Source organism: Streptomyces sp. NPDC090045 (assembly GCF_044747975.1).
GTDB lineage: Bacteria > Actinomycetota > Actinomycetes > Streptomycetales > Streptomycetaceae > Streptomyces.
The window spans coordinates 212673-225227 of the sequence record NZ_JBIVFA010000012.1; the positions used below are offsets into that span (position 1 = coordinate 212673).

At 71.2% G+C, this 12555-nt stretch carries 8 protein-coding genes; 2 read left to right on the forward strand and 6 right to left on the reverse strand.

Annotated features, from left to right (window positions below):
* Positions 1 to 31: 31 nt before the first annotated feature.
* The gene (locus ACIPYQ_RS28840) at positions 32 to 2920 is read right to left on the reverse strand and encodes a vitamin B12-dependent ribonucleotide reductase (RefSeq protein WP_401256614.1); all 2889 of its coding nucleotides are present in this window, start codon (positions 2918 to 2920) and stop codon (positions 32 to 34) included.
* Positions 2921 to 3089: 169 nt separating this feature from the next.
* The gene (gene nrdR, locus ACIPYQ_RS28845) at positions 3090 to 3602 is read right to left on the reverse strand and encodes a transcriptional regulator NrdR (RefSeq protein WP_361761137.1); all 513 of its coding nucleotides are present in this window, start codon (positions 3600 to 3602) and stop codon (positions 3090 to 3092) included.
* A gap of 497 nt (positions 3603 to 4099) precedes the next feature.
* Here nrdR and lexA point away from each other — a divergent pair, with 497 nt between their 5' ends.
* Positions 4100 to 4894 (forward strand): transcriptional repressor LexA, encoded by a 795-nt coding sequence (gene lexA / locus ACIPYQ_RS28850; RefSeq protein ID WP_030709636.1) that lies wholly within the window; start codon positions 4100 to 4102, stop codon positions 4892 to 4894.
* A gap of 129 nt (positions 4895 to 5023) precedes the next feature.
* Here the strand turns inward: lexA and ACIPYQ_RS28855 are convergent, their stop codons facing one another.
* The 4 genes from ACIPYQ_RS28855 to ACIPYQ_RS28870 form a co-directional block, all read right to left on the reverse strand.
* Entirely contained in the window at positions 5024 to 6994 is a 1971-nt protein-coding gene (locus tag ACIPYQ_RS28855) for an ATP-dependent DNA helicase (protein ID WP_361761140.1), read from the reverse strand.
* Positions 6995 to 7046: 52 nt separating this feature from the next.
* The gene (locus ACIPYQ_RS28860) at positions 7047 to 9011 is read right to left on the reverse strand and encodes an IucA/IucC family protein (RefSeq protein ID WP_401256618.1); all 1965 of its coding nucleotides are present in this window, start codon (positions 9009 to 9011) and stop codon (positions 7047 to 7049) included.
* Between the two features lie 98 nt (positions 9012 to 9109).
* Positions 9110 to 9808, reverse strand: coding sequence for a GNAT family N-acetyltransferase (locus tag ACIPYQ_RS28865; protein WP_361761146.1), 699 nt, complete (start codon positions 9806 to 9808; stop codon positions 9110 to 9112).
* A gap of 32 nt (positions 9809 to 9840) precedes the next feature.
* Positions 9841 to 11712 (reverse strand): IucA/IucC family protein, encoded by a 1872-nt coding sequence (locus tag ACIPYQ_RS28870; protein WP_401256704.1) that lies wholly within the window; start codon positions 11710 to 11712, stop codon positions 9841 to 9843.
* Between the two features lie 205 nt (positions 11713 to 11917).
* On the opposite strand from ACIPYQ_RS28870, the gene ACIPYQ_RS28875 reads away from it, so the two are divergent.
* Positions 11918 to 12172: a hypothetical protein gene (locus tag ACIPYQ_RS28875; RefSeq protein ID WP_401256620.1), complete on the forward strand. Its 255-nt coding sequence runs from the start codon at positions 11918 to 11920 to the stop codon at positions 12170 to 12172.
* Positions 12173 to 12555: the final 383 nt, after the last annotated feature.

Sequence of the window (12555 nt, forward strand, 5' to 3'; positions counted from 1 at the left end):
CAGGCGCTTCACGCCTGGCGGTCACTCATTCTCAGCTGCAGCCGCTGGTGGAGCCGCAGCCCTCGCAGATGTAGCAGGAGCCGGCGCGCTGCATCTTCGTACCGCAGGAGAAGCAGAGCGGGGCGTCGGCGGAGACGCCGAGCTGCATCTCGACCAGTTCGGCGTTGCTGTGCGCCGTCTTCGGGGCCGGGACCGGGATGGTCGCGGCCGGCTTCGGCGCCGACGGCACCGCGGCCAGCGGGACCGACTGGGTCAGGGACTCGGTGTCCAGCTCGTCCTCGAGGGGCTCGTAGGAGCCGGTGTCGAGGTGGCGCTGACGCTCCTCGGCGGTGTGGATGCCGAGGGCCGAGCGGGTCTCGAAGGGCAGGAAGTCGAGCGCCAGGCGGCGGAAGATGTAGTCGACGATCGACTGCGCCATCCGCACGTCCGGGTCGTCCGTCATGCCGGCCGGCTCGAAGCGCATGTTGGTGAACTTCGAGACGTAGGTCTCCAGCGGCACGCCGTACTGAAGACCGACCGAGACGGCGATCGAGAAGGCGTCCATCATGCCCGCGAGGGTCGAGCCCTGCTTGGACATCTTCAGGAAGACCTCGCCCAGACCGTCGTCCGGGTAGGAGTTCGCGGTCATGTAGCCCTCGGCTCCACCGACCGTGAAGGAGGTGGTGATGCCCGGGCGGCCCTTCGGGAGGCGCTTGCGGACCGGACGGTACTCGATGACCTTCTCGACGGCCGCGCGGATGGTCTCCTCCGTCTTGGCGGTGACCTCCTCCTTCTCCTCTTCCTTCTTCTTCGCGGAGAGGGGCTGGCCGACCTTGCAGTTGTCGCGGTAGATCGCGAGCGCCTTGACGCCCATCTTCCACGCCTCGAAGTAGATCTCCTCGATCTCCTCGACGGTCGCCGTCTCCGGCATGTTGACCGTCTTCGAGATCGCGCCGGAGATCCAGGGCTGGATCGCGGCCATCATGCGGACGTGGCCCATCGCGGAGATGGAGCGCTCGCCCATGGCGCAGTCGAACACCGAGTAGTGCTCGGTCTTCAGGCCCGGGGCGTCGACGACCACGCCGTGCTCGGCGATGTGGGAGACGATCGCCTCGATCTGCTCCTCCTGGTAACCCAGGCGGCGCAGGGCCTGCGGGACGGTGCCGTTGACGATCTGCATCGAGCCGCCGCCGACGAGCTTCTTGAACTTGACCAGCGCCAGGTCCGGCTCGACACCGGTGGTGTCGCAGGACATCGCGAGACCGATGGTGCCGGTCGGCGCGAGGACGGAGGCCTGGGAGTTGCGGAAGCCGTTCTTCTCGCCGAGGCGCAGGACGTCCTGCCAGGCCTCGGTGGCCGCGGCCCAGATGACGTTGTCGAGGTCCTCGGTGCGCGGCGCGACGGCGTTGGCGTCGGCGTGCTGCTTCATGACGCGCTTGTGGGACTCGGCGTTGCGGGCGTAGCCGTCGTACGGGCCGACGATGGCGGCCAGCTCGGCGGAGCGCTTGTACGCCGTACCGGTCATCAGCGAGGTGATCGACGCGGCGAGGGTGCGGCCGCCGTCCGAGTCGTACGCGTGGCCGGTGGCCATCAGCAGGGCGCCGAGGTTGGCGTAGCCGATGCCCAGCTGGCGGAAGGCGCGGGTGTTCTCGCCGATCTTCTGCGTCGGGAAGTCCGCGAAGCAGATGGAGATGTCCATCGCGGTGATGACGAGCTCGACGACCTTGGCGAAGCGCTCGGCGTCGAAGGACTGGTTGCCCTTGCCGTCGTCGTTCAGGAACTTCATCAGGTTCAGCGAGGCGAGGTTGCAGGACGTGTTGTCCAGGTGCATGTACTCGCTGCAGGGGTTGGACGCGGTGATGCGGCCGGACTCGGGGCAGGTGTGCCAGTTGTTGATCACACCGTCGTACTGGATGCCCGGGTCGGCACAGGCCCACGCGGCCTCGGCGAGCTTGCGGAAGAGCGCCTTGGCGTCGACCTTCTCGATGACCTCACCGGTCATGCGGGCGCGCAGGCCGAACTCGGTGCCGTTCTCGACGGCCGTCATGAACTCGTCGTTCACGCGGACGGAGTTGTTGGCGTTCTGGTACTGGACGGACGTGATGTCGTCGCCGCCCAGGTCCATGTCGAAGCCCGCGTCGCGCAGGGCGCGGATCTTCTCCTCTTCCTTCACCTTGGTCTCGATGAAGGCTTCGACGTCCGGGTGGTCCACGTCCAGGACGACCATCTTGGCCGCGCGGCGGGTGGCGCCGCCCGACTTGATCGTTCCCGCGGACGCGTCGGCGCCGCGCATGAAGGAGACCGGGCCGGAGGCGTTGCCGCCGGAGGAGAGGAGCTCCTTGGAGGAGCGGATGCGGGAGAGGTTCAGGCCGGCGCCGGAGCCGCCCTTGAAGATCATGCCCTCTTCCTTATACCAGTCGAGGATCGACTCCATGGAGTCGTCGACGGCCAGGATGAAGCAGGCGGAGACCTGCTGCGGCTGGGGCGTGCCGACGTTGAACCACACCGGGGAGTTGAAGCTGAAGATCTGGTGCAGGAGGGCGTAGGTCAGCTCGTGCTCGAAGATCTCCACGTCGGCGGGCGACGAGAAGTAGTCGAAGTCCTCGCCGGCCTTCGTGTACGTCTTCACGATCCGGTCGATCAGCTGCTTCAGACCGGTCTCGCGCTGCGGGGTGCCGACCGCGCCGCGGAAGTACTTGCTGGTGACGATGTTGACCGCGTTCACCGACCAGAAGTCGGGGAACTCGACGCCGCGCTGCTCGAAGTTGACCGAGCCGTCGCGCCAGTTGGTCATGACGACGTCACGGCGCTCCCAGCTCACCTCGTCGTAGGGGTGCACGCCCGGGGTGGTGTGGATGCGCTCGATACGCAGGCCGCCCTTGGCAGCCTTGGTCCCCTTGGCGCGGGAACCACGTGCCGAGCCGCTCGCCGTCTCTGTCATGCCGCTTCCTCCCATATGCGGGCAAAAACGCCCTAAAGTGCCAGCGCTATTCCGCGGCACGGTGCTGTGTGTCTGTTTCTACGTTTTTCTGCCCCGGCTTCCGCCGGGAGGGCCTCCGGGCCGACCGGCCGCGTCACGGTGCGTGCGCATCGCGGCGCGGGCCGTCCGGTCAGTCGGAGGCGGAGGCGGGCACGGGGACCGAAACGGTCCCTCGGGGCTCGCACTCATGGGGGTGAGGCCGCGGCTCGCGCAGTTCCGCGATGGCGGTCTCGAAGTCTTCAAGGGTGTCGAACGCTTTGTAGACGGACGCGAAGCGCAGGTAGGCGACCAGGTCGAGCTCCTGCAACGGGCCGAGGATGGCCAGACCCACGTCGTGGGTGGTCAGCTCGGCACTCCCGGTGGCGCGCACCGCCTCCTCGACCCGCTGGCCGAGCTTGGCGAGGGCGTCCTCGGTGACCGGCCGCCCCTGGCACGCCTTGCGCACGCCGGAGATGACCTTGGTACGGCTGAAGGGTTCCGTCACCCCGCTGCGCTTGATCACCATCAGCGAGGCCGTCTCCACCGTCGTGAAGCGACGGGAGCAGTCGGGGCACTGACGGCGCCTGCGGATCGACGTACCGTCGTCCGTGGTGCGGCTGTCGACGACACGGCTGTCGGGGTGCCTGCAGAAAGGGCAGTGCACGGTTCCCTCACCCTCCCTCTTGGCACGACAGAATCACCCCACAGACCCCTGAACAACAGAGACGGACTCTGTCGGGGGCTCGCGGAGCAGCCACCAGCATATGCGATCCCAGGAGCCCCAACAGACCCGAGGACCACTACTTCTAGGCGGCAACGCCCATCCAACCACTAGATCTTGGGTTGGATGGGATTTTCGTGGCTCTGCGTGTCGCGGTGTCCGTCAGGCGGTCACGAGGCCCCTCGGTGCCACACTGGGCACGGGCCTGCACCGGCGTCGCAGGCCGCCGCGGGCCCGGACGGCGGCGACCCGACGGGGAAGGGTAGCGTAAGCAGCGAGCGTCAGATCGAACCCGCGTTCGGCGAGCCGATCGTCCATACACCCCTTGATATGCCCACGCCGGACGATCCGCGATTTTTCACTCGAACGTGTGTTTGGCGCAACCTTTCGAAAGCTACTACCGTTGTCCAGCTAGGGAGAACATTTCGAGAGGGGCCGACGTGACCACCACCGCAGACAGTGCCACCATCACTGCCCAGAACCGCTCCCAGAGCCGACTCGAGCCGGTGCATGCCATGAACGACGCAAACCTGAACCCGGATGCGGAGCCCGTAGTACGCCCCGCACGCTCGCTGCCAGGTCGACCTCCAGGCATCCGCGCCGACAGCTCCGGGCTCACGGACCGGCAGCGGAGGGTCATCGAGGTCATTCGCGACTCCGTGCAGCGCCGGGGATACCCGCCGTCCATGCGGGAGATCGGCCAGGCGGTCGGCCTGTCCAGCACCTCGTCGGTCGCCCACCAGCTGATGGCGCTCGAGCGGAAGGGCTTCCTGCGCCGCGACCCGCACCGCCCGCGTGCCTACGAGGTACGCGGCTCCGACCAGCCCAGCTCGCAGCCCACGGACACCACCGGCAAGCCCGCCGCCTCCTACGTTCCCCTGGTCGGCCGGATCGCGGCCGGCGGCCCGATCCTCGCCGAGGAGTCGGTCGAGGACGTGTTCCCGCTCCCCCGCCAGCTCGTCGGCGACGGCGAGCTCTTCGTCCTCAAGGTCGTCGGCGACTCGATGATCGAGGCCGCCATCTGTGACGGCGACTGGGTCACGGTCCGTCGCCAGCCCGTCGCGGAGAACGGCGACATCGTCGCCGCGATGCTCGACGGGGAGGCCACCGTCAAGCGCTTCAAGCGCGAGGACGGCCACGTCTGGCTCCTCCCGCACAACGCCGCCTACCAGCCGATTCCCGGCGACGACGCGACCATCCTCGGCAAGGTCGTCGCGGTACTGCGTCGGGTCTGACCCCGCCGCCTCCATCCGGCCCCCGGGACCTACTGCGCCGGTCCCGGGGGCTTCCATGTCCCCGGGACCCGTTCGCCCCCAGGAACCCCTTGGAAGGGGCGCGCCCTGGGACCCGGGACGGGCGGACGGCTACGTACCGTCGGCCTTGGCCTTCGCGTCGATCGCCGCCAGGGAGCGGCGGGCCTGGTTGCGGTCCGTGGTGTACCAGAAGTCCGGCAGTGTGGCCCGCAGGAAGCTCCCGTACCGGGCCGTGGCCAGCCGGGGGTCCAGCACCGCGACGACGCCCCGGTCGCCCGTGGCCCGTACGAGGCGACCCGCGCCCTGTGCCATCAGCAGGGCGGCATGGGTGGCCGCGACGGCCATGAAGCCGTTGCCGCCGTGCTCCTCCACCGACTTCTGGCGGGCGCTCATCAGCGGGTCGTCGGGGCGCGGGAAGGGGATCCGGTCCATGACCACGAGCTGGCAGCTGGGGCCGGGCACGTCCACGCCCTGCCAGAGCGACAGGGTTCCGAAGAGGCAGGTCTTCGGGTCCGCGGCGAAGGCCTTGATCAGCTCGCCGAGCGTCTCCTCGCCCTGGAGCAGGATCGGGTTGTCGAGCCGGCCGCGCAGCTCCTCGGCGGCCGCCTTGGCACCGCGCATGGAGGAGAAGAGGCCGAGGGTCCGGCCGCCGGCCGCCTCGATCAGCTCGGCGAGCTCGTCCATCATGTCGCCGCGGGTGCCCTCGCGGCCCGGCGTGGCCAGGTGCTTGGCGACGTAGAGGATGCCCTGCTTCGGGTAGTCGAAGGGCGAGCCGACGTCGAGGCCGCGCCAGACGGGAACGTCGTCCCCCTCGACCCCCTCGGGAGACAGTCCCAGGGAGGCCGCGACGCCGTTGAAGTCACCGCCCAGCTTGAGGGTGGCCGAGGTCAGGACCACCGAGCGGTCCTCGAACAGCTTCTCCCGCAGCAGGCCGGACACTGACAGCGGGGCGACCCGGAGGGTGGCGCCGAAGCGGTCGTGGCGCTCGTACCAGACGACGTCGAACTCGGAGCCGTTGGTGATCCGCTCCGCCACCCCGTGGACGCTCTCCACCGCGGCCAGGGCCTGCTTGCGCACCGCGTCCTCGTCCTGGACGGACTTGTCGCGGGTCGATCCGATCGCCGAGATCACGTTGCGCGCGGCGTCGCGCAGCGACATCAGCGCGTAGCCGAGGTCTTCGGGGACCTGCTCCAGGCGGCCCGGGAGGGCCAGCTCCATGACCCGCTCGAAGGACTCCGAGGCGGTCTGCAGGGAGTCGGCGGTCTTCTCGTCGACCAGCTTGGCCGCACGCTTCACGGCCCGGTTGACCTGCCCGGGCGTGAGCTCGCCGGTGGCGACGCCGGTGACCCGGGAGACCAGCTCGTGGGCCTCGTCCACGATCAGCACCTCGTGCTGGGGCAGCACCGGGGCGCCTTCGATGGCGTCGATGGCGAGCAGCGCGTGGTTGGTGACGACCACGTCCGCGAGCTTGGCCCGCTCGCGGGCGGCCTCCGCGAAGCACTCGGCCCCGTACGCGCACTTCGTCGCGCCCAGGCATTCGCGCGAGGAGACGGAGATCTGCGACCAGGCCTTGTCCGAGACGCCCGGGGTCAGGTCGTCGCGGTCGCCGGTCTCCGTCTCGTCCGCCCAGTCGCGCAGGCGCAGCAGGTCCTTGCCGAGCTTGCTGGTGGGCGTGGCCGCTTCGAACTGGTCGAAGAGGCCCTCCTCCTCGTCCTGCGGAGCACCCTCGTGCAGGCGGTGCAGGCACAGATAGTTCGACCGGCCCTTGAGCATGGCGAACTGCGGGCGGCGGCGCAGCTGCGGATGCAGCGCCTCCACCGTCCGGGGCAGATCGCGCTCGACGAGCTGGCGCTGGAGGGCGAGGGTCGCGGTGGCCACGACCACGCGCTCGCCGTGGGCGAGGGCCGGCACCAGGTAGCCCAGGGACTTGCCGGTGCCGGTACCGGCCTGGATGAGCCGGTGGGAGTTGTCGTCGATCGCTTCGGCGACGGCTTCGGCCATGGCCACCTGGCCGGGGCGCTCCGTGCCGCCGACGGCGGAGACGGCGGCGTGCAGCAGGTCGGGGAGGGAGGGCTTCGTCATAGCACTGACAACCCTACGGGGCCCCACCGACAGCGAGTGCACCGACGAGGAATCATGGCCGGTACAAGGGGTTGGGTACGGTTCCGTGCTGCACGGCGTGCGGGCGGTCGGGGCGGTCGCGGTAGCCGTCCTCGTATAGCCGGTTCCGGTTGAGGCAGAGCCGTCCGATGCGTTCGCCGAGCAGGTCGAAGAGCTCGTAGCGGTCCTTGAGCTCGGGGAAACGGGCCTGGTGGCGCAGGATCTCCGCCCGTACGAGGGACCAGAACTCTTCCTCCGGGACGCCGAGGCGGTCCTCGCACAGGGCCGAGAGGTAGCGGAAGACGCCGACGAACAGCCCGGAGTGGATGAACTGCGGCAGGAAGTCGGCGGGCTCGGTGAGCAGGGCCGCCCGGACCTCGTCGGGCAGGGAGGCCAGCTCGGGCAGGGGTTCGTCGGTGATGTTGATGTCGTCGACGAAGTCCTTGACCCCGAGCCGGACCGGGACGTCGCGCTCGTCGAAGATCACGATGGCGTTCTCGCCGTGCGGGGAGAAGACGGTGCCGTAGCGGTAGAGGAAGTGCAGCAGCGGCGGCAGGAGGGCGGCGAAGAGGTGCTGCAGCCAGACGGTGGGGGACAGCCCGGACCGGGCCACGAGCTCGGCGGTGAAGGACCGGCCGCGCGGGTCGGTGTGGAGGAGCGAGGCAAGGGTGCGGGCGCGCTCGCCGGGGGCGAGGAGCCCGGTGAGGGGCTCGCGCCAGATCGCGCCGAGGAGCTCCTTGTACTGGTAGGGGACCTCGGGGAGCTCTTCGTAGACCGGGTGGCGGACGGTGACGGAGGCGACCTCGCCGAGGAGGACGACCCGGCACTCGTCGCGCAGGAAGGGGTCGGCGTCGCGGAGCGAGTGGATCCAGGCGGTGACGGCAGGGGCGGCGAGGGCCAGGTCGGAGGGCAGGCCGCGCCAGACCATGGTGTTGAAGACGGAGAGCGGGAGTTTGACGCTGTGCCGGTCGGGGCGGCTGAGGTTGAGGAAGGTGCGGATCGACTGCTGGGGCAGGCGCAGGTCGGGATCGGCGGGGAGCGGCACGAGGGCGCCGGAGGAGAGCGCCGGGGCGAAGAGGTGGAGGACGACCTCGTCCCACTGCCAGGGGTGGACCGGTAGGTAGAGGTAGTGGACCGGGTCGAGGCCGCGGTCGCGGAGGGCCTGGTCGAAGGCGGCGCGGGTGACGGGGTCGAGCTCGGCGGAGTAGAGGCGGGCGGGGTCCTCCAGTCCGGCGGTGCCGCGGTAGGCGGCGAGGGAGGTGTGGGCGGCGAGCCACGGCAGGCGCTGGCGGGTGCGGGCCTCGGGGGCCCAGGCGGCAGTGTCGGAGGCGGAGAGTCCGATGCGGCCCTTGTTGAGGACGAGCCAGGGGTGGCCGGTCTGGTGCCCTTCGAGTGCGGCGTAGTCGAGGTCGGCGAGGACGTCGGCGGTGAGGGCGGTGTGGTCGATCCGGGCGTCGGCGGCGAGGGTGGCGCTGAGCTCGCGGACGAGGTGGCCGAGGGTGGGGCCGTCGAGGCCGAGGAGGGTCCGGGCGCGGATGAGAAAGGCGTACGGGTCTCCGAAGGCGGTCGGGTGAGCGGAAGCGGTCGGGTGAGCGGAAGCGGTCGGATGGGTGGAAGCGGTCGGGTGGGTGGAGGCGGTCGGGTGGGTGGAGGCGGTCGGGTCACCGGAGGTCGTGCGTGCCTGGGGGGTGGCCGGCGGCGGCGTGAGGGTGATGGTGTCGGGGGCGACGTGCCAGCTGCCGTACGAGCGGCGGCGGGCCCGGAAGCCGAGGCTGCTGCCGTCGTCGAGGGTCAGGGTCCACGCGTCGCCGGCGGCGGCCGGAGTCGGGACGGGGCTGATGACCTCCTCGTACGCGAACTCGGCGATCATCTTGGCGAGCAGCCGACGGGCGGCGAAGTCCCAGGTCGGACGGTTGAGTTCGGGCGGAGTGCAGGGGTGCTGGGGCGACGGTGGCACGGTGGGTTCCGTCGAGTCGGGGGCTGCGTGGAAGTTCGGCACGGGACTCCTCGAAGATCGGGAACTTTGCTGCGCGACGCAGAGTTTTCTAAGGGAGAGGTGCGAAGCGGCGACGATGGTCAGGGCTTGCGGGGCGGCACTCAGAGGAGATTGCGCAGCGCCCGCTCCCGGATCATCAGAGCGGCGCGCTTTTCGGGAAGGTCGATTTCCGCTGAGCAGCGGAAACCGGAGCTCAGGAAGGCAGATACGGAGGGGGTGTTGCGGATGTCCGGTTCCGCGATGACGCGAGTGCAGCGGGGGCGGTTGCCGAGGACGAGGTCGGCGACGGCGCGCAGCAGGGTCGTGCCCAGGCCGCGGCCGCGGTTCGTGCCGTCTCCGATGAGCAGGTGGATACCCGTGTCGTGGGGGCGCGCCGGGTAGTGGCGGGAGAGCGGGTCGAGGTCGGCCCGGTAGATCTCCCAGTAGCTCATCGGCGTGCCGTCGAGGAGGCCTAGGCAGGGGATGCTGCGGCCGTCGCCGTCGAGCTGCGCCCGTAGGTGGGCTGCGGTGACCGCTGCGGGGCCGGCGAGTTCCCAGTAGGCGGCCACCTCGGGATCGTTCATCCAGCCGGTGAGGAGCTCGAGGTCCCGGCCCGGCCGTACGGGTTCGAGGCGGAAGGCTCCGGCGGGTGTGGCGGCGCTGCCCCAGATGGCCGGCGAGTCGAGCAGGTCGGCTTCGGCGAGTAGCGGCAACAGGCCGGCGTTGAGCCGTGGTCCGACGGTGTGCTCTGCCACGTCGATGGCGCCGAAGGCGTCGGTGGCGGAGCCGGCGGAATGGGCGGGTGTGTCGGTGGAGCGCATCGGGGGCTCTTCTCCGCGTCGGCGCCGACGCGTCAATCGTGAAGGGGGTTGGTGATGGTGACGTAGACGGACTGGGTGTCGACGGGGCCGACCAGCTCGTCGAGACCGCCCAGGCGGGTGAGCAGATTCGCCTTGCAGCGCAGGGTGGGCGAGTCGAGCAGCCGTGTGGGGAGCGGGCCGAGGCCCGCGGCCTTGGCGAGGAAGCGGCGGAAGGCGGCGAGGAGCACGCGCTCGTCGGCGAGCCGCTGGGATCCGAAGGCGCCGATGAGGCCGAGCACGTTGTTGATGCCCAGGTAGTAGGCGAAGCGTTCGTCGGTGACGGCGTCGGAGACGAAGGTGTCGCTGGCGCTTCCGATACCGGGGAGCCGGTGCTCCAGTTCCGCGCGGCGGGATGCGCGGAAGTAGTAGCCCTGGTTGTCGCGGTAGCGGCCGCCATTCGGCCAGCCGGCCGGGTCGAGGAGGACCAGGGTGTTCTGCTGGTGCGCTTCGAGGGCGATGCCGGCGAGCGCGTCGAAGGCGAGGACCGGCAGGACGACGTGGTCGAGGTAACGCAGGAACCACTCGGCGGAGACGGCGGACGTGCTGCGTCCGGTGGCGGCGGCGAGGCGGGAGATGAGCTCGGCGAGGCGGGAGTTCATGGTGGGCCGGCCGGGCCATGGGCGGGGAGCGGTGAGCGCGGCGATACAGACGGCGTCGTCGCCCGAGCGGAAGGGGTTGTGGCGCAACAGGGCGTCGAGGCCGGGAACGGGGGTGCCGTCCGGGGCGTCGACGGCGACCCAGGCGGGGTCGCGGACGATGTCGAAGCCGGGGTGGACCGCCTGCCACTGCTCGGCCAGGCCGGTGCGGAGCAACCGGTGGACCTCGACGCCCCGGTGCAGTTCCTTGCGGAGGTTCTCGCGTCGGGAGTTGGTGATGCGCAGGCCCAGGGAGAGCTTGAGCATCGCGGCAGCGCCGGGACGGTGGACGGTGCGGACGGAGGAGGTGGGATACCAGGGTTCGCCGTGCGGGCCCAGGTCGTGCAGAAGCCCTGCGTCGCGGAGGGCGGTGACGGCGGGGCGCTGGAGCAGGTCTCGGGCCTGCCAGGGGTGCAGGGGAAGGGGGGTTGCGCCGTCGGGCAGCGGGAGCCCGGGGGCGAGGCGGCCGAGGAGCTGGGGCGCGGAGACGGGGCGTCCGCGCTCGGTCCAGGCCGATTCGGTGGCGAGGACGGAGGGGTCTACCGCGAACCAGTGCAGGGGGAAGGAGCCGTGGAGTTCGGGCGAGTAGCGACGTACCTCGGCTTCGGAGAGTCCTTCGCGGCTCTTCGGGTCGGGTTGGAGGGGGTGACCGAGGAGAAGTGACTGTTCGGCGGTGAGGAAGCGGTCCCCGCCCACGGGGGCCGGGGCGGTGGGGCGTTCCCGTCGGTCGGCGATGAACTCGGTGGTACGGCGCACCGAGTCGGCGACCCGGCCGACGAGGTCGGCGCCGCCGCGGCCGCCTCTGGTGCCCTCACGGGCAATGAGGGAGGCGAAGGTGACGGCGTCCAGGCAGGGTGCGCCGGCGGGGGAGCCTTCGAGCCGGGCCGGGCCGAATCGGTGCCAGCCGGCCTGGGACCAGTAGCGGACGGCGACGAGTACGGCGGTGCCCGATGCGGGGAGGGGGATGCGAAGGGGGGTTCCGGCGGGGCCGTCGGGGCGGCCAACACCGGCTTCGCGGACCCAGCACCGGAGCAGGTTCTCCACCGCCGCGGCCTCGGCGGCGACGGCCGGGTCCGGGTGGTCCAGGAGGTCGGGGAGCGCGGACGGCTCCGGCCAGACGGGACCCGACCACCCGGAACGGGCTCTGGGCGTGCCGTCCTTCTGACGCGGCACGGTGACCGGCGCGCCGGTGCCGGCGGCGGCGAGCTCACCGGCCTCGCCGCCTCGCAGGGTGGCGGGGGTGCCGGCCGGGCCCTCTGCCTCGTGCTCCCGGGTGGCCCCGCCGGGGTGGGCCGGCGTACCGGGGCGGGAGTCCGTGGCCGGGTCTGCGGAGGTTCCCTGCGGTCTCGCGGCCACGGGGGCCTGCCCGCCGTCTGCGCCTCGCGGGGCGGCGGGGGGCGCTGCCGGGGTGTCGTCGGCGGGAGCAGGCAGCGCCGTGCCCGAACCCGGGACGGTGGCGGCGTCGGGAGACGCCGCAGAGGTCGGCCACTGCTGCCGGCCTTCCAACGGGCGGGCCGACGGGCTCACTGCGGAGCTCTGGGCGGTGCCGGCAGACACCTCGGCGGCCGGCAACAGCGGCCGGTCCTCCATCGGGCGGGCCGACGGGCTCACCGCCGAGCCTGAGGCGGTGTCGGGAGACACCTCAGAGATCGGCAACAGCGGCCGGTCCTCCATCGGGCTGGTCGGCTGACCCACCACAGGGCCCGGAGCGGCCGTGTCGGGAGACACGGCCGAGGCCGGCCGCGGGTGACGGTCCTCGGTCGGGCGGGGTGACGGGCTCGCGGCGGCGCCGGGGGCGGCTGTGTCGGGAGACACCGTCGAAGTCGGCCACGGGCTCCGGTCCTCCATCGGGCGGGCCGGCGGGCTCACCACTGGGCCTGGGGTGGCCGCGTCGGGAGACACGGTCGAGGCCGGCCGCGGGTGGTGGTCCTCGGTCGGGCGAGGTGACGGGCTCACCGCGGGACCTGGGGTGGCCATGTCGGGAGACACGGTCGAGGCCGGCCGCGGGTGGTGGTCCTCGGTCGGGCGAGGTGACGGGCTCACCGCGGGACCTGGGGTGGCCATGTCGGGAGG

What these genes read in the sequence shown, in the direction of transcription:
- ACIPYQ_RS28840 (WP_401256614.1), bottom strand. Translation starts at nt 2,920, where the DNA reads ATGACAGAGACGGCGAGCGGCTCGGCACGTGGTTCCCGCGCCAAGGGG.
- ACIPYQ_RS28855 (WP_361761140.1), bottom strand. Translation starts at nt 6,994, where the DNA reads ATGACGAAGCCCTCCCTCCCCGACCTGCTGCACGCCGCCGTCTCCGCC.
- ACIPYQ_RS28865 (WP_361761146.1), bottom strand. Translation starts at nt 9,808, where the DNA reads ATGCGCTCCACCGACACACCCGCCCATTCCGCCGGCTCCGCCACCGAC.